Source organism: Streptomyces sp. NPDC056738 (assembly GCF_042790435.1).
Lineage (GTDB): Bacteria > Actinomycetota > Actinomycetes > Streptomycetales > Streptomycetaceae > Streptomyces.
On record NZ_JBHTZF010000002.1, the window covers coordinates 46,141 to 62,785 of the forward strand.

Below are 16,645 nucleotides of genomic sequence, written 5' to 3' on the forward strand. Positions count from 1 at the left end.
CGGCGACCGGCCCATGGACGGGCCGGGAGAACGCGGGCGTGAAGGAAAGCTGGGGCCGCGCTTAAGAAATCCTCGATGGACCCAGGGCACCGTCGTACGGCAGATTCCTGGGTGAATTCACCCCTCTCCCCGGTGCGGGCCGCTTCGGCGTGCCCCTTCCCGGGACCTCACGCACAGGAGCCGCACGAGTGAAGGCGCTGGTCAAGGAGAAGGCGGAGCCCGGACTCTGGCTCACGGACGTCCCCGAGCCGCAGGCCGGCCCCGGTGACGTACTGATCAAGGTTCTCAGGACCGGGATCTGCGGCACCGACCTGCACATCCGCAACTGGGACGGCTGGGCGCAGCAGACCATCACGACGCCCCTCGTGCTCGGCCACGAGTTCGTCGGCGAGGTCGTCGAGACCGGCCGCGACGTCACCGACATCAACATCGGCGACCGCGTCAGCGGCGAGGGCCACCTGGTCTGCGGCAAGTGCCGCAACTGTCTCGCCGGACGCCGCCACCTCTGCCGTGCCACCGTCGGCCTCGGCGTCGGCCGCGACGGCGCCTTCGCCGAGTACGTCGTGCTGCCCGCCACCAACGTGTGGGTGCACCGCGTCCCGGTCGACCTCGACGTCGCCGCGATCTTCGACCCGTTCGGCAACGCCGTGCACACCGCGCTGTCCTTCCCGCTCGTCGGCGAGGACGTCCTGATCACCGGCGCCGGACCGATCGGTCTGATGGCCGCCGCCGTGGCCCGCCACGCCGGCGCCCGCAACGTCGTCATCACCGACGTCAGCGAGGAGCGCCTGGAACTGGCCCGCAAGATCGGCGTCAGCCTCGCCCTCAACGTCGCGGGCTCGACGATCGCCGACGGACAGCGCACCCTCGGCCTGCGCGAGGGCTTCGACATCGGCCTGGAGATGTCCGGCCGCCCCGAGGCCATGCGCGACATGATCGCCAACATGACCCACGGCGGACGGATCGCCATGCTGGGTCTGCCGTCCGCGGAGTTCCCCGTCGACTGGGCCCGGATCGTCACCTCCATGATCACGATCAAGGGCATCTACGGCCGCGAGATGTTCGAGACCTGGTACGCGATGTCGGTCCTCCTGGAGAGCGGCCTCGACCTCACGCCCGTGATCACCGGCCGGTACGGATTCCGGGACTACGAGGCGGCGTTCGACGACGCGGCCGGCGGCCGTGGCGGCAAGGTCATTCTCGACTGGACCCTCTGAGGACTTAAGGAACTGATGATGTTCGACTCCGTCCGCGACGACCTGCGCACCACCCTCGACGAGATCCGCGCCGCCGGGCTGCACAAGCCCGAGCGGGTCATCGGCACCCCGCAGTCCGCGACCGTGAACGTCACCGCGGGCGGCCGCCCCGGTGAGGTCCTCAACTTCTGCGCGAACAACTACCTCGGTCTCGCCGACCACCCCGAGGTCGTCGCCGCCGCCCACGCGGCGCTCGACCGCTGGGGCTACGGCATGGCCTCCGTCCGCTTCATCTGCGGTACGCAGGAGGTGCACAAGGAGCTGGAGGCGCGGCTGTCCGCGTTCCTCGGCCAGGAGGACACGATCCTCTACTCCTCCTGCTTCGACGCCAACGGCGGTGTCTTCGAGACCCTCCTCGGCGCCGAGGACGCGGTCATCTCCGACGCCCTCAACCACGCCTCGATCATCGACGGCATCCGGCTGTCCAAGGCGCGCCGCTTCCGGTACGCCAACCGCGACATGGCCGACCTGGAGGCGCAGCTCAAGGAGGCCTCCGGCGCGCGCCGCCGGCTGATCGTCACCGACGGCGTCTTCTCCATGGACGGCTACGTCGCCCCGCTCCAGGAGATCTGCGACCTCGCCGACCGCTACGACGCGATGGTCATGGTCGACGACTCGCACGCGGTGGGCTTCGTCGGCCCCGGCGGCCGGGGCACCCCCGAGCTGCACGGGGTCATGGACCGCGTCGACATCATCACCGGCACGCTCGGCAAGGCCCTCGGCGGCGCCTCCGGCGGTTACGTCGCCGCCCGCGCCGAGATCGTCGCCCTGCTGCGCCAGCGCTCGCGCCCGTACCTCTTCTCGAACACGCTCGCCCCGGTCATCGCCGCGGCCTCCCTGAAGGTCCTCGACCTGCTGGAGTCCGCCGACGACCTGCGGGTGCGACTGCGGGAGAACACGGCGCTGTTCCGCTCGCGGATGACCGAGGAGGGCTTCGACATCCTCCCCGGCGACCACGCGATCGCCCCCGTCATGATCGGTGACGCGTCCGTCGCCGGCCGCATGGCGGAGCTGCTCCTGGAGCGTGGCGTGTACGTGATCGGCTTCTCGTACCCGGTCGTCCCGCAGGGGAAGGCCCGTATCCGGGTGCAGCTCTCCGCGGGGCACTCCACCGAGGACGTGAACCGGGCCGTGGACGCCTTCGTGGCGGCGCGCGCGGAACTCGACGCCTGAGGGCGGACGCGCCCCCGTGCCGGGGGCGCTCACCGGTCCGATGGCCGGAAAAGGCGTGTGACCTGAGAGAATCGGTCGCATGATCGAAGCGCGGCGGCTCCACATCCTCCGTGCGGTGGCCGACCACCGCACGGTGACGGCGGCGGCCGCCGCGCTGTATCTCACGCCCTCGGCGGTCTCGCAGCAGCTCACCGCCCTGGAGCAGGAGACGGGCCACCGACTCGTCGAGCGCGGCGCCAAGGGCGTACGGCTCACACCCGCCGGCGAGATCCTGCTCAGCCACACCAACGCCGTGCTGGCCCAACTGGAGCGGGCCGAGGCCGAGTTGGCGGCCTACAGTGCCGGCTCCGCGGGGACGGTCACCGTGGCGTCCTTCGCGACCGGCATCGGCCTGGTCGTGGCCCCCGCACTGGCCCGCCTCGGCGTCACCTCGCCGGGCATCCTCGTGCGCGTCCAGGACGCCGAGGGCGACGCGAGTCTGCCGATGGTGCTGGACCGGCAGGTCGACATCGCGGTGGCCGTCGAGTACCGCGGCGCCCCGGACGCGGACGATCCGCGCCTGACCCACGTCCCGCTCTACGCCGAGCCCTTCGACGCCGTCGTGCCGGTGACCCACCGCCTGGCCGACTCCGCGGAAGTGCCGCTCGCCGAGCTCGCCAAGGACCCCTGGATCGGCCCGTACCCCGGCAACCCCTGCCATGACGTGGTCGTCCTGGCCTGCGAGAACGCCGGATTCCAGCCGCGCCTCGAACATTCCTCGGACGACTTCCGTGCCGTCGTCGCCCTCGCCTCCGCCGACGCGGGTGTCGCCCTGGTGCCGCGTTCGGCGCTGCGGGGCATGGACCTCACGGGTGTGGTGGTGCGCCCCGTCGACGGGGTCGCCCCGACCCGCCGCGTCTTCGCCGCCGTGCGCCGCGGCGCCGAGGGGCATCCGCTGATCCGGCCCGTCCTGGAGGCGCTGACGCGGGCGGCCACGGACGACTGAGTCCGTCGAGCGCGTCACGTGCGTCGAGCGCGCCGACCGCGTCGAGTCGATCGAGTCCGTCGAGCGGGCCGTCGATCCCGGCGGCCCGCTCGCGCCTTCCCTGTGTTCCCGAATGTGGGATAGCATCCCGGATATGGGAATCGAGGAGGATGGTGAGGTCGACGTCCGGCTCGGGGCGCGACTGGCCGAGCTGAGGGCCGAACGGGGCTGGACCCTGGGCGAGTTGGCCGAGCGCAGCGGGATCAGCAGATCGACCCTCTCGCGCGCGGAACGCGCCGAGATCAGCCCCACGGCCTCCCTCCTCAACCGCCTCTGCCATGTGTACGGGCGGACGATGTCGCACCTGCTCAGCGAGGTCGAGCGGGAATCCGCGCTGCTGGTCCGCGCCGCCGACCAGACGGTCTGGACGGACCGGGCCTCCGGATTCGTCCGGCGATCGGTCTCGCCGCCGCACGCCGGACTGCGCGGCGAACTGGTCGAGGGGCGCCTCGCGGCCGGCGCGGACATCGCGTACGACAGGCCTCCCGTGCCCGGCCTCGAACAGCACATCTGGGTCCTCGACGGAAGGCTCGACGTGACCGCGCAGGACGTCGAGCACCGCCTCGACGCCGGTGACTGCCTCCGCTTGAGGGTGTGGGGGCCGACGCGATTCCACTGCCCGGGCCCCGCGGACGTGCGGTACGCGCTGGCGGTGGTGCTGCCGTGATCACCGTCACCCGCCTGACTGCGGCCGAACTCCACGCCGGAGCCGATGAGTTGGCGGATCTGCTCACCGACACCGTGGACGGCGGCGCCTCGATCGGATTCCTCGCCCCGCTCGGCCACACGACGGCGCTCGCCTGGTGGCGCGAGCGAGCGGACGCCGTCTCGGCCGGCCGGCACGCGGTCTGGGTGGCCCGCGCCGACGGCCGGCTGCTCGGCACCGTCGCCCTCTCCTTCCCGGACAAGCCCAACAGCCGCCACCGCGCCGAACTCGTCAAGCTGATGGTCCACCGCGACGGCCGCGGCCAGGGCGTGGGCCGCATCCTCCTCGCCACCGCGGAGAGCGCGGCCGCCGCCACCGGAATCACCCTCCTCCATCTGGACACCGAGACCGGCAGCCCCGCCGAGTCGCTCTACGTGTCGGCGGGCTGGACCCGGGTCGGCGCGATCCCGGACTACGCGGCGGCACCCTCGGGCGAGCTGCGCCCGACGACGCTCTTCTACAAGCGGCCCGGAGCGCACGCCGACGGCACCTGACGTCGTGTCTTCCCCGGGCCTTCGCCGTGTCGATGTCAGTGGTGTTGGCTAGCGTGCGTCTCATGCCGGATGCAGAAGACGTACGCCGTATCGCCCTTTCCCTGCCGGACACGACGGAGAAGATCGCCTGGAGCATGCCCACCTTCAGGGTCGCGGGAAAGATGTTCGCCACACTGCCCGAGGCGGAGACCTCCATCGCCGTGCGCTGTCCGAAGGAGGAGCGCGACGAACTGGTCCTGGCCGAGCCGGAGAAGTTCTGGATCGCCGACCACGAGGCCGGCTTCGCCTGGGTCCGTGCCCGGCTCGCCGCGCTGGAGGACGACGACGAACTCCGCGCCATCCTCGCCGACTCCTGGCGCCAGGCCGCCCCGCCCCGACTCGTCGACGCCCACCCCGGGTTGGGCCTGCCGTCCGCCGACTGAAACGGCCTCTGCACCACCCGTGCCCCGTGGCATGATCCGCATCGGGAGCGATCCGGGGACGGAGTGGTCCGGGGACGGAGTGGTCCGGGGACGGAGTGGTCCGCGACGGGCGCGATCCGGAAGCGGGAACGAAGCGTGGACGGGCGGCTTCGTGGGGGAGCCGCCGGGTGCAGGGGGAGGGCGCGAGCGGGATGACCAGGACGTCATCGGGCCAGGAGCCGCAGGACGGGACGCCGTGCGAGGGGCCGAGCGAGGCATCGCGCGGGAGTGAGGAACCGGACCCGGGCCCGGGCCCGGCCCGGGGCGGTCCGCTCGACGGACGGCGGAGCCGGTCCGTCTGGTCACGGGACTTCGCCCTGTTCTTCGTCGCGCGGGCCCTCGCCCGGCTCGGCGAGACCATGCTGCCGGTGGCGCTCGCCGCGGGACTGCTGCGGTACGGCTACGGGGTCGGCGCCGTCGGCCTCGCCATGGCCGCCTCCGCCGGACCCTTCGCCGCCCTGGTCGTGTTCGGCGGAGTGATCGCCGACCGGTTCAGCACCCGCAAACTGATGATCGGCGCCGACCTCGTGCGGCTCGTGGCCCAGGCGATCGCCGCCGCCCTCTTCTTCGCCGGCCACGTGGTCCTCTGGCAGGTCTGCGTGATCGGCGCGGTCAACGGCGTGGCCGGCGCGGTCTTCCAGCCCGGCGTCGCCAGCACCGTGCCGCGTCTGGCCGCCGACATCCAGGGAGCCAACGGCGCCATCCGGATCGCCGAGTCCGCCGCCCAGCTCGCCGGCCCCGCGCTCGCGGGCCTGATGGTCGCGTTCGCCTCCGCCGGAGGGGTCTTCGTGGCCCACGCCGGCACCTACGCGCTGAGCGCCCTGTGCCTGCTTCTGCTCCGCCTGCCCCCGGCCGCTCCCGGGAGCCGCCCCCACAGCGCCGGCTTCCGGGCCGATCTCGTCGAGGGCTGGCGGGAGTTCAGATCCCGTACGTGGCTGTGGGGCGTCATCGTCGTCTGGTGCGTCTACATGATCTCCGTCTGGGGCCCGACCGTCCCCCTCGTGGCGACCGAGGTGGTGCGGGCGCACGGCCCGCGCGCCTACGGCCTCATCAACTCCGCCCTCGGCGCGGGCACGGTCGTCGGAGGGCTCGTCGCCCTGCGGCTGCGCCCGCGCCGCATGCTGCGCGCCGGATCCCTCGCCCTCCTGGCCTTCGCCTGCTTCCCCGCGTCGGTGGGGGCGGGGTTCGGTGTGGCGGCCGTCGCCGGGTGCGCCGTGATCGCCGGCGCGGGCATCTCGTTCTGGGGCGTGATGTGGGCGACGAGCGTGCAGACGCAGGTCGCCCCCGACGTCCTCAACCGCATCCACGCCTACGACGTCGCGGGTTCCCTGGCGATGATGCCCGTCGGCCAGGCACTCGCGGGGCCCGCCGCCGGTGCCCTCGGCGCCGACAACGTCCTGCTCGTGGCAGGCGTCATGTCCCTCGTCGTCTGCGCGGCCCTGCTCTCGGTGCCCGCGATCCGGGACCTCGTACGGGTCGACGGTCCCGTGTCCAGGTCGCCGGGCGGCACCCCCGTACCGCCCGGAGACGCCGTTCGGCCGTCCCGCCCGCGAGAAACGGGTGCGCGACCACCGGCGTGAGTGCGGTATTGTTTCCGTGCGCGTCCAGCCAGGGGAAACCCCAGGTCAGACGGGCATCGGGACGTGGCGCAGCTTGGTAGCGCACTTGACTGGGGGTCAAGGGGTCGCAGGTTCAAATCCTGTCGTCCCGACTGGAGTCTTCTCCGTAGTCGCAGGTCCGAGGCCGTTCTCTCGTACGACGAGAGGGCGGCCTTCGGCGTGTTCCGGGCCCGCCCTCGGACGCGGCTCCCGCTGGCCTCGGACGCGGCTCCCGCCGGCCTCGGACGCGGCTCCGGCCGGTCTCGAATTCGCCTCGGGCCCGCCTCGGGTCCCCGCCTCGGGCCCGCGCCTCTCACGGTGTCCCCGCTCCGACCGGCGCGTGGGTCGCCGGCGTCGACGGCGGAGGCGAGGGGACGAGATCCTGTTCGGCCCAGATCGCCTTGCCCCGGCTGACGCCCCGGACGCCCCAGCGGCGGGTGAGCTGTGCGGTGATGAACAGCCCGCGTCCGTGCTCGTCGGTGTCCAGGGCCCGGCGCAGATGCGGGGCCGTATTGCTGTCGTCGGCGACTTCACAGGTGAGGGTGTCCCCGAGGATCAGCCGCAGCCGGATCGGGCCCTTGGCGTACCGGACGGCGTTGGTCACCAGCTCGCTGACGATGAGCGCGGTGTTGTCGACGACGTCGCTGTCGATGTCCCAGTCGGCCAGTTGGGTGGTCGCGGCCTTGCGCGCCATGGAGACGATCGCGGGGTTGTTGGGAAAGGTCCAGACGCGGGTCCGGTCGGGGCCGAGCGTGCGGGTGCGGGCCAGGAGCAGGAAGGCGTCGTGGTCGAGCCGGTCGGGAACCAGATCGAGGGCGAGCGAGTCGCACAGCTCCTGAAGGGAGGGGCCGGGTGCCGCCCCGCCGATCCGGCTCGGCAGGGACCGCTCCATGACCGGGGGATCGGCCAGGAGTGCGGTGTTGTACAGGACCAGGGTGCTGCCCGCGGGCAGGGCGCGTTCGGTCGACCGGTACTGGGCGATGCCCTGGCCCAGCGGGGGGCCGGGGTCCACGTCGAGGGCTTCGACGTCGCCGCCCGGGTGGACCAGGACGGGCGCCGGGTGCCCCGCGCTCGCCGCCGTGCAGAGCCGGGTGACCGGGTCGTAGACGACGTAGAGACAGCTCGCCGGGGCGCCGTCGGCCGGGAGGCCGGGCGTGCCGGGCGGGACCTGCTGGGGGCGGCTGGCGAGGTCGTGCAGGCGTTCCAGGATCTCGTCGGGAGGCAGGTCGAGGTCGGACAGCGCCTCGATCGCGGCCCGCAGCTCGCCCATGGCCGCGGGGTCGGCGGCGTCCGCCTCCGCGGTGGTGTCCCCGGCGACGAGCGCGATCCTGGCGCCGGACAGGGGGATGACGTCGAACCAGGCGCCGCCCGTACCCGCGGGCAGGTAGGTGTGGGCCACGTCGACCGCGGCGGCTCCGGGCGTCGCCGGATGGGTGAGGCGGCCGGTGACGATGCGGGCCGTGGAGCGTTCGCGTCCGTACTGCCGGGCGTTGTCCAGACACAGGGCGGCGTGGGTGGTGAGCTGCTCCGCCAGGGCCAGGTCCTTGTCGTCGAACGGGGTCGGATTGCGCCATCGGTAGAAGCAGGCGAGGCCGAGCACCAGGCCCCGGGCCCGGATGGGGACGAGCAGCATCGAGTGCACCCCGGCCGTCAGGATCCGGGCGTCGCGCCGTCGGTCCGGGTCGAGCCAGGAGGCATCCGGGTTCAGCCGCCGGATCAGCCGGGGCGCCAGGGTGTCCAGGGCGGCCCGGTAGGGCGTGGCGGGCGGATAGGTGGTGATCTCGCCCATTCTGGGCACGCCCTGGAAGTCGGGGCCGGCCGCGGAGCGGAAGCCCGCACGCCGCAGGGCCGCCCCCTGGTCGCGGGACTCCGGGGTGGGCGCGTGCCCGCGTATGACGGTGTCGTAGACGTCGACGGTCACGGTGTCGGCCAGACGGGGGACGGCGAGGTCGCTGAACTCCGCGGCGGTGCGGAACACGTCCAGGGTGGTACCGACCCGGGTGGCCGCTTCGTTCAGCAGACGCAGCCCCGCCTCGGCCCGGACACGGGCGGTGACGTCGGTCAGCGCGGCGGCGACCCCGAGCACGGTTCCGTCGGCGTGCTGGAGCCGCAGGACGTCGACCGAGGCGACGGCCTCGACGGCGGGCCCGCTCCGGCTGCGGAGCCGGACGAGCAGGTCGAACACGGGGCCGCCGGACTCCAGCACCTGCCGGGCGGTCCGCTCGACGACCCCGCGGTCGGGGATGTCGAAGGCCTGGAGAATCTCGGACAGCGAGCGCCCGACCATGTGGTGGATGGGGAAGTCGCGCATCATGCGCGCGGCCGGGTTCACCCGTACGAGTCGCAGGTGCCGGTCGTAGATGTGCAGACCGGCCGGAGACCGGGAGAACAGCGCGTCCAGGAGCGCGTCCCCAAGTTCCTCGCCCGCCGGGTCGGGTTTCGGGCGGTATCCATCGGTCACGACGGAACACCTCGATGGGTCGGCAACGATCCGTCGGACCGATCCAACCCCCGTCGGCGGCCTCCTGCCACCGGAGCGGAGCCGCCGCCACCGGGAGCAGGCCTCCGATGGCCGAGAAAAACGCTTGGACCGTGCGGCCACCGCCAGGGGACGATGTAACTTCTTGCCTTCCCATGTCCGGACATCGACGCTTTGGGGAGCCGAGGCGAGGTGAACCCGGACGACGCGGCGGGCAGCCGTACGACGACACAGGGTTGTGATGGCATCTCCTGAATCGCGCAAGGCCTTACCGGGCAAGGGCCCGGTCCTCCTCGCACTTCGCTACTACGGAAGGGAGCTGCGCAGGCTCCGCCGGCTGACCGTGCCGGGCATGCTGCTGCCCGCGCTGGGCAACATCGGCATCAGCTACGTCGCACCGCTCGTCGTGGCGAAGCTCGTCGGCCGTATCGCGGCCGGCGGCAGCGGTGTCTCCGCCGGTGACGCCCTGCCGTACGTCCTCGCCTTCGGCGGTGTCCTGCTCCTCTCGGAGGCGTTCTGGCGCCTGGGCCTGCACTGCCTCAACCGCCTGGACGCCCTCGGCATCGAGCGGCTGTACGTGATCGGCATGGACGAGCTGTTCGCCAAGGACGCCTCGTTCTTCCACGACAACTTCGCCGGCTCGCTGACCAAGCGGGTGCTGAGCTTCGCCTCCCGCTACGAGGAATTCGTCGACACGATGACGTTCCAGGTCGTCGGCAGCCTCGTACCGCTCGTCTTCGGGTCCGTGGTGCTGTGGCGCTACGAACCGCTGCTCGTCGTCGGACTCCTGGCGATGATCGCCGTGACGGCGGTGTGCGTGGTGCCGCTCATCCGCCGCAGGCAGGCCCTCGTCGACGAACGCGAGGAGGCGATCGCCCGTGTCTCGGGTCATGTCGCCGACAGCCTGATGAACATGGACACCGTGCGGGCCTTCGCCGCCGAGGAGCGCGAGGCGGCGGAGCACCGCTCCCGGGTCGCGGTGTCGCGGCGGCTCACCCTCCAGTCCTGGGACTACGGCAACCTGCGCATCGACACGTTCGTCGCGCCGATGTCCGTCCTGACCAACGCGCTCGGCCTGCTGCTCGCGATCACGCTCGGCGGGGGCGAGCACGGAGTGGAGGCGGTGGTGGTCGCCTTCACCTACTACGCCAACGCGACCCGGATCATGTTCGAGTTCAACCAGATCTACCGGCGCCTGGAGAGCTCGATGACGGAGGCAGCCCAGTTCACCGAGCTGCTGATGTCACCGCCGACCGTGCTCGACCCGGCCGCCCCCGAGCCGCTGCGGGCCCGTGACGCCGATGTCCGCTTCGAACAGGTGACCTTCGCCCACGGCGGGGCCGATCCGCTCTTCACCGGGCTCGAACTGGCCGTACCGAGCGGCGCGAAGGTCGGTCTGGTCGGCCGGTCGGGCGGCGGCAAGACCACGCTCACCCGGCTGCTGCTGCGGATGACCGACATCGAGGGCGGCCGCATCCTGATCGGAGGCCAGGACATCAGCAAGCTGCGGCAGGCCGATCTGCGCAGCATGATCGCGTACGTGCCGCAGGACCCGGCGATGTTCCACCGCTCGCTTCGGGACAACATCGCCTTCGCCCGCCCTGACGCCACCGAGGAGGAGATCCGCCGCGCGGCCGAGGCGGCCCACGTCACGGAGTTCGCCGACGCGCTGCCGGACGGTTTCGCGACCATGGTCGGCGAGCGTGGCATCAAGCTGTCCGGTGGCCAGCGCCAGCGGGTCGCCCTGGCCCGCGCGATCCTGCGCGACGCGCCGATCCTGCTGCTCGACGAGGCGACCAGCGCGCTGGACTCCGAGAGCGAGATCCTCGTCCAGTCGGCGTTGTGGCGGCTCATGGAGCGGCGCACGGCGCTCGTGGTGGCGCACCGGCTGAGCACGGTCGCCGGCATGGACCGGCTCGTCGTCCTCGACCGCGGCAAGATCGTCGAACAGGGCACGCATCATGAGCTGCTCGCCTCGGAGGGCGCCTACGCGAAGCTGTGGCGTCACCAGTCGGGCGGCTTCATCGACGACAGGCCCGACGCGGCCGGCCGGCGCTGAACACGAGGGCCGCGGGACGGCGCCGATCAGGCGGGCTCGTCGTCCCGGTGCAGCGGCACCGTCCACTCCAGGACGGTGCCGCTCGGCTCGGCGGGCGTCAGGGCGCAGGTGCCGCCGAGCTGTTCGGCGCGGGCGCCGATGTTGCCGAGACCGCTGCGGCGGGTGACGTCGGGGCCGATGCCGCGGCCGTTGTCCGCCACGCGCAGGCGCAGCGCGGTGGCGGTCGCTTCGGCGGTGACCTCCACGGCGGTGGCGTCGGCGTGCCGGGCGGTGTTGGACAGGGCCTCGCGCAGGACCGCGACCACGTGCTCCCGCTGCTCGTCGGACACCTCGGTGTCCAGCAGACCGCTCATGCGCAGGGAGGGGGCGAAGCCGAGCGTCTCGGCCGCGCGGCCGACCTCGGTGACGAGCCGGGTGCGCAGACCGGCGGTGGCGTCGGACCGGTCGCTCTCCCGCAGGGCGTAGATCGTCGAACGTACGACCTTGATCGTGTCGTCGAGATCGTCCACCACCCGCTGGACGCGTTCGGCCACGTCGGGCCGGTCGGCGAGGCGGTTGAGCACCGACTGCAGGCTGAGCCCGCCGGCGAAGAGCCGCTGGATGGCCAGGTCGTGCAGGTCGCGAGCGATGCGGTCGCGGTCGTTGAGGACGAGGAGCTGTTCCGCGTCGCGGCGGTGCTCGGCGATCTCCAGGGCCAGCGCGGCGTGGCCGGCGAACCCCTCGATCATGTCGATCGTGGCGTCGGGGAACGCGGTGCCGCCCTGGCGGTTCGCGACCTGGAGGACGCCCCGCACCCGTTCCTGGGTGCCGAGCGGGATCACGAACGCCGGGCCGAGGTCGAGGACCGACGCGCTGCCCGTCCCGGTGCGCGGGTCCTGGCTGAGCGAGGTGCTGACGATGCGCTCGCCCGAGGCGTACACCTTGGCCGCGAGGCTCGTCCCGTCCGGGAGGGTCAGCCCCCGCACCTGATCGGCGTCGCGGCCCTCGGCGGACTCGATGACGAGGTCCGTGGTCCCGGTCAGCGGCAGCGCCAGGGTGACCAGATCCGCGTCGGACAGCTCCCGGACGGTCGCCGTGAACGCGTGCAGGACGTCGACCGGGTCGGCGCCGGACAGCAGGGTCCGGGTCAGCTCGCTGCTCGCGGCCAGCCAGCGCTCGCGCCGCCGCGCGTCGTCGTACAGCCGGGCGTTGTCGATGGCCACGCCGGCCGCCGCGCCGAGCGTGCGCAGGACGGCCTCGTCCTCGGCGTCGAACGCGGCCCCGCCGTGCTTCTCCGTGAGGTACAGGTTGCCGAAGATCTTGTCGCGGACCTGCACGGGGGTGCCGAGGAACGTCGTCATCGGTGGGTGGCCGGGAGGGAACCCGACCGAGTCCGGGTGGTCGCTCAGCACGGGCAGCCGCAGCGCGTGCGGCTCGCGGATGAGCAGGCCGAGGATGCCCTCCCCCCGGGGGTAGTGACCGATGCGGGCGATGGTCTCCTCGTCGATGCCCACGGTGATGAACTGCTTGATGCCGCCCTCGTCGCCGAGGACGCCGAGCGCGCCGTAGCGGCAGTCGACGAGCTGCACCGCGGATTCCACGATCTGGCGCAGGACCACGTCGAGGTCCAGGTCGCTGCCGATCGCGAGGACCGCCTCGAGAAGGGTGTGCACCCGGTTCTGGGTGCCGCGCACACGCTCCACCTGCTCCTGGAGGTCCTCCAGCAGGGCGTCCAGCCGGAACTGCGGAACCGGGGGCTCCTCCGGAAGGTGTGCGCTCTGGTCCATTCGAGATCCCCTCACTCACCACCCGACGAAGCCATGATGCCCGACGGCCAGGGCCCGCGGTCGGGCACCTGTACGGATCGCGGCGACGTTTTCGGGGGCGGAAGGGAGGAACGTACGCGAATGGTTCAGGCGGGGGCGGTGACGCCCGCCGCGGTGCCGTCGACGGTGTCGTCGACACGGAAGGACAGGCTGTTCATGACGCCGACGACACCGTCGACCCGCCACGTCAGCCGGATGGCCTCCGGGATCTCGCTGCGGTGTTCGAGCCGCCCCTCCAGCGTCACCACTCCGTCGCCCACCGAGACGCCCACGGCGTGCGGCGGCAGCGACAGCGCGCGCCCCAGCACGGCGTCGGCGACCTCCCGGCGGATCTCCTCGTCCGTCCGCAGGAAGACCCGCAGCAGGTCGCGGCGGGTGGCGATCCCGATCAGCCGGTCCTCCTCGTCCACCACCGGAAGCCGCTCGACACGGTGGCGCTCCATGACCCGGGCGGCATCGGCCACGCGCTGCTCCGGATGCACGGTGATCGCGGGCGTCGACATGAGCTGCTCCACCGTCGTGGCGCGGACGCGTCCGACCCCCGCGGTGGTCGCGCGGCGCACGGCCGGCCCGGGCCGGCGGGGCCACGGGAGGGCGCGGCCCGGCGACGGCGGGAGCAGACGCCGGACCCGTCCGCCGCCGGACCGGATCGGCCGCGGGCGCAGCAGGTCGGTCTCCGAGATCACGCCCACGACCTTGTCGTCGTCGTCCACGACCGGCAGCCCGCTGATCCCGTACCGGTCCAGCAGCCGGACCACGTCCTTGAAGGACATCCGCCGATGCGCCTCGACGACCTCGCTGGTCATGACCTGCCCGACGATGAGGGTCATCTCGCCATCTCGCTTCCTGCTCGGACGGCTTCCCAGCGTGCCGTCCGGGCGCCCGCGGAGGCAGGGGCCGACGGTCCTCCGGCGGGGGCCGGACCGCCCGCGAAGACAGGTCCAAGGACCCGGCCTCGGGCCCCGACCGGGCACTCCGGCGCTTCGGGCGCTAGCGCTTCAGGCCGACCCCGCCGTACAGGGACACCGGCTCGTCGCCGATCGGGGTCTCGCCCTCCGCGAGCCCGGGACGCCAGTCCTTCACCGAGACGACACCGGGGTCGATCAGCTCCAGCCCCGCGAAGAAGCGGCTCACCTCGGCGTGCGAGCGGCCCACGAGGGTGACACCGCCGCGCGCGTACGCCTCGATGCCCCTTCGGACCTCCTCGGGCTCGAAGTCGGCGGTCATCGCGGACAGCGACAGGAAGCTGCCCGGCGCCAGCGCGTCGACCAGGGTTCCCACCAGTTCGTACGCGCCGCCCTCGTCGGCGACGAAATGCATCAGAGCGATCAGCGACAGGGCCACGGGACGGTCGAGGTCGAGCACGCGCGCGGCCTTGTCGAGGATCTTCCGCGGCTCGCGCACGTCCGCGTGGACGTACTCCGTGACGCCCTCGTCGGTGCCGCGCAACAGGGCCTCGGCGTGGGCGAGGACGATGGGGTCGTTGTCGACGTAGACCACCCGTGCGTCCGGAGCGGTGCTCTGCGCGATCTGGTGGAGGTTGGGCTCGGTGGGGATGCCGGTGCCGATGTCCAGGAACTGGCGGATTCCCGCCGTACGGACGAGGTGCCGGGTGGCCCGCTGCATGAACCAGCGATTGCTGCGCGCGGCCCGCTTGGCTCCGGGATCACGCGCCGTGATCTGCTGCCCGAGCCGTTCGTCGACCGGGTAGTTGTCCTTGCCGCCCAGATACCAGTCGTACACCCGTGCCGGATGCGGCCTGGTCGTGTCGATCCCGCCCGCGGCGGACTCCGGCCCCGTCATACGACAACTCCCCGTTCCGTCGGCCCTGTTGCCCCGACGGCCAGGGTTCGGCGGGGGCGCGCGAGCAGTCTGCCATTCACGCCCGGGGCGGGGCGGGCGGCCGTCGATCCTCGGCCACCGCCCGGACACCCCGATCCGGGGACGATCTTGCACAGGGTGGGGTGTTCGGGCCGGAGAGGCGTATACCGGGGACGCGAAGGGGCGTATACCGGGACGCTAAGGGGCGTATACCGGGGGCGGAGGGATCCGTCCCGGCCGAGGGAGAGATCTTCCCAAGGGTCCGGTGCGGGGCTATAGTCCGAAACTAGCAGTGCTAATTAAGGTGTGTGTTCACCCATGCCCGGTGTCCGTTCGCCGGCGTCCCCCAGGAGTCCTGTCGTGCGTCCCGTCCACTTCGCGGCCGCCCGCCGCACGCCCATCGGCAAGCTGCGCGGTGCCCTGTCCTCCGTGCGGCCCGACGATCTCGCCGCGGGCGTCATCCGCGCTCTGGTCGCCGAGGTGCCCACCCTGGACCCGGCCCGCGTCGACGACGTCTACTGGGGCGCCGCCAACCAGGCCGGCGAGGACAACCGCAACGTCGCCCGCATGGCCGCGCTGCTCGCCGGACTGCCGGACAGCGTGCCCGGCGCCACCGTCAACCGGCTCTGCGCCTCCGGGCTCGAGGCCGTCACGACGGCCGCCCGCGCCATCGCCTCGGGCGAGGCCGACATCGTGCTCGCCGGAGGCTCCGAGTCGATGAGCCGGGCCCCCTTCGTGCTGCCCCGCCCGGACGAGGCGCTGCCGCACCGCATCGAGACCGTCGACACCCGGCTCGGCTGGCGGCTGGTCAACCCGGCGATGAAGGACCTGCACGGCGTGCTGTCGATGGGGGAGACCGCCGAGGAGGTCGCCGCGCGGTACGGCGTCACGCGCGAGCGGCAGGACGCGTTCGCGCTGCGCAGCCACCAGCGGGCGGCGGACGCCCGGAAGAACGGGTACTTCGACGCCGAGGTGCTTCCCGTCGAGCGTCCCGACGGGGTGGTCGTCGACAGTGACGAGTGCGTGCGCGAGGACACCTCGCTCGACAAACTGGCCCGCCTCAAGCCGGTGTTCCGCGCCGACGGCACGGTCACCGCGGGCAACGCCTCGCCGATGAACGACGGCGCCGCGGGGGTGCTGCTCGTCAGCGAGGAGGCCCTGAACGATCTGGGGCTGGAGTCGCTCGGACGCTATGTCGCCGGGGCCTCGGCCGGTGTCGATCCCGACGTCATGGGCATCGGCCCGGTGCCCGCGACCCGGAAGGCACTCGCGCGCGTCGGCTGGACCGTCGCCGACGTCCAGGAGGCCGAGTTCAACGAGGCGTTCGCCGCCCAGGCCCTCGCCTGCGTGGACGCCCTCGGCATCGACCCCGACCTCGTCAACCCGACCGGCGGTGCGATCGCGCTCGGCCATCCGCTCGGTGCGTCGGGAGCCCGCATCCTCACCACCCTGCTGCACCGCATGCGCCGCACCGGCGCCGAGCGCGGCCTGGCCACGATGTGCGTCGGCGTGGGCCAGGGCAGCGCGGTCCTGGTGGAACGCCACTGACACCGAGCCGGAGGAGGCCTTCCCTCCGTCGCCGGGGAAGCCTCCGTCGCCGGGGGAGCCCCGGCACCGGCTGCCCCCACCGGCTGCCCCCGGAACCGGCTGTCGCCGGTACACCGGCAACCCGGGCCGCGTCGACTGCCCGGGCCGCGCAGGCTGCCCGCGCCACAGCGGCTGCCTCCCGGTGCACCGGCCGACCCCGGCGTACTACCCGACCCCGGCGC

At 72.7% G+C, this 16,645-nt stretch carries 13 protein-coding genes and 1 tRNA gene; 10 read left to right on the forward strand and 4 right to left on the reverse strand.

Annotation, left to right across the window (positions count from 1 at the left end):
• Window positions 1-188 precede the first annotated feature (188 nt).
• The 8 genes from tdh to ACFRIC_RS04015 all read left to right on the forward strand — a co-directional run bounded on the left by tdh (window position 189) and on the right by ACFRIC_RS04015 (window position 6,825).
• Complete coding sequence (gene tdh, locus ACFRIC_RS03980) at window positions 189-1,217, forward strand: L-threonine 3-dehydrogenase (protein ID WP_382779000.1); 1,029 nt, start codon at window positions 189-191, stop codon at window positions 1,215-1,217.
• Window positions 1,218-1,235: 18 nt separating this feature from the next.
• Complete coding sequence (locus tag ACFRIC_RS03985) at window positions 1,236-2,429, forward strand: glycine C-acetyltransferase (protein WP_382780768.1); 1,194 nt, start codon at window positions 1,236-1,238, stop codon at window positions 2,427-2,429.
• A 79-nt stretch (window positions 2,430-2,508) separates the two neighbouring features.
• Window positions 2,509-3,414, forward strand: coding sequence for a LysR family transcriptional regulator (locus ACFRIC_RS03990; RefSeq protein WP_382779002.1), 906 nt, complete (start codon window positions 2,509-2,511; stop codon window positions 3,412-3,414).
• A 133-nt stretch (window positions 3,415-3,547) separates the two neighbouring features.
• On the forward strand, window positions 3,548-4,120 hold the full coding sequence (locus tag ACFRIC_RS03995; protein WP_382779004.1) for a helix-turn-helix domain-containing protein: 573 nt from the start codon (window positions 3,548-3,550) through the stop codon (window positions 4,118-4,120).
• Window positions 4,120-4,653, forward strand: coding sequence for a GNAT family N-acetyltransferase (locus ACFRIC_RS04000; RefSeq protein ID WP_382780771.1), 534 nt, complete (start codon window positions 4,120-4,122; stop codon window positions 4,651-4,653). The genes ACFRIC_RS03995 and ACFRIC_RS04000 overlap by 1 nt, the downstream gene beginning before the upstream one ends.
• 62 nt (window positions 4,654-4,715) lie before the next feature.
• The gene (locus tag ACFRIC_RS04005) at window positions 4,716-5,075 is read left to right on the forward strand and encodes an MmcQ/YjbR family DNA-binding protein (RefSeq protein ID WP_382779006.1); all 360 of its coding nucleotides are present in this window, start codon (window positions 4,716-4,718) and stop codon (window positions 5,073-5,075) included.
• Window positions 5,076-5,266: 191 nt separating this feature from the next.
• On the forward strand, window positions 5,267-6,694 hold the full coding sequence (locus ACFRIC_RS04010) for an MFS transporter (protein ID WP_382779008.1): 1,428 nt from the start codon (window positions 5,267-5,269) through the stop codon (window positions 6,692-6,694).
• A 57-nt stretch (window positions 6,695-6,751) separates the two neighbouring features.
• Window positions 6,752-6,825, forward strand: a tRNA-Pro gene (locus ACFRIC_RS04015).
• 200 nt (window positions 6,826-7,025) lie between these two features.
• Here ACFRIC_RS04015 and ACFRIC_RS04020 read toward each other — a convergent pair.
• Window positions 7,026-9,173 (reverse strand): SpoIIE family protein phosphatase, encoded by a 2,148-nt coding sequence (locus ACFRIC_RS04020; RefSeq protein ID WP_382779011.1) that lies wholly within the window; start codon window positions 9,171-9,173, stop codon window positions 7,026-7,028.
• Window positions 9,174-9,432: 259 nt separating this feature from the next.
• Here ACFRIC_RS04020 and ACFRIC_RS04025 point away from each other — a divergent pair, with 259 nt between their 5' ends.
• Complete coding sequence (locus tag ACFRIC_RS04025; protein ID WP_382779013.1) at window positions 9,433-11,250, forward strand: ABC transporter ATP-binding protein; 1,818 nt, start codon at window positions 9,433-9,435, stop codon at window positions 11,248-11,250.
• A 26-nt stretch (window positions 11,251-11,276) separates the two neighbouring features.
• Here the strand turns inward: ACFRIC_RS04025 and ACFRIC_RS04030 are convergent, their stop codons facing one another.
• The 3 genes from ACFRIC_RS04030 to ACFRIC_RS04040 all read right to left on the reverse strand — a co-directional run bounded on the left by ACFRIC_RS04030 (window position 11,277) and on the right by ACFRIC_RS04040 (window position 14,858).
• Window positions 11,277-13,016, reverse strand: coding sequence for a GAF domain-containing protein (locus ACFRIC_RS04030; protein ID WP_382779016.1), 1,740 nt, complete (start codon window positions 13,014-13,016; stop codon window positions 11,277-11,279).
• Window positions 13,017-13,141: 125 nt separating this feature from the next.
• Window positions 13,142-13,885, reverse strand: a complete 744-nt coding sequence (locus ACFRIC_RS04035) for a CBS domain-containing protein (protein ID WP_382779018.1) — start codon at window positions 13,883-13,885, stop codon at window positions 13,142-13,144.
• A gap of 160 nt (window positions 13,886-14,045) precedes the next feature.
• Window positions 14,046-14,858, reverse strand: coding sequence for an SAM-dependent methyltransferase (locus ACFRIC_RS04040; protein ID WP_382779021.1), 813 nt, complete (start codon window positions 14,856-14,858; stop codon window positions 14,046-14,048).
• A gap of 378 nt (window positions 14,859-15,236) precedes the next feature.
• On the opposite strand from ACFRIC_RS04040, the gene ACFRIC_RS04045 reads away from it, so the two are divergent.
• Complete coding sequence (locus ACFRIC_RS04045) at window positions 15,237-16,424, forward strand: thiolase family protein (RefSeq protein ID WP_382779023.1); 1,188 nt, start codon at window positions 15,237-15,239, stop codon at window positions 16,422-16,424.
• Window positions 16,425-16,645: the final 221 nt, after the last annotated feature.

Bases quoted from the DNA above. Each gene is read 5' to 3' on its own strand.
- ACFRIC_RS03985 (WP_382780768.1), top strand. From the start codon at position 1,236: ATGTTCGACTCCGTCCGCGACGACCTGCGCACCACCCTCGACGAGATC.
- ACFRIC_RS03990 (WP_382779002.1), top strand. From the start codon at position 2,509: ATGATCGAAGCGCGGCGGCTCCACATCCTCCGTGCGGTGGCCGACCAC.
- ACFRIC_RS03995 (WP_382779004.1), top strand. From the start codon at position 3,548: ATGGGAATCGAGGAGGATGGTGAGGTCGACGTCCGGCTCGGGGCGCGA.
- ACFRIC_RS04005 (WP_382779006.1), top strand. From the start codon at position 4,716: ATGCCGGATGCAGAAGACGTACGCCGTATCGCCCTTTCCCTGCCGGAC.
- ACFRIC_RS04010 (WP_382779008.1), top strand. From the start codon at position 5,267: ATGACCAGGACGTCATCGGGCCAGGAGCCGCAGGACGGGACGCCGTGC.
- ACFRIC_RS04025 (WP_382779013.1), top strand. From the start codon at position 9,433: ATGGCATCTCCTGAATCGCGCAAGGCCTTACCGGGCAAGGGCCCGGTC.
- ACFRIC_RS04030 (WP_382779016.1), bottom strand. From the start codon at position 13,016: ATGGACCAGAGCGCACACCTTCCGGAGGAGCCCCCGGTTCCGCAGTTC.
- ACFRIC_RS04035 (WP_382779018.1), bottom strand. From the start codon at position 13,885: ATGACCCTCATCGTCGGGCAGGTCATGACCAGCGAGGTCGTCGAGGCG.
- ACFRIC_RS04040 (WP_382779021.1), bottom strand. From the start codon at position 14,858: ATGACGGGGCCGGAGTCCGCCGCGGGCGGGATCGACACGACCAGGCCG.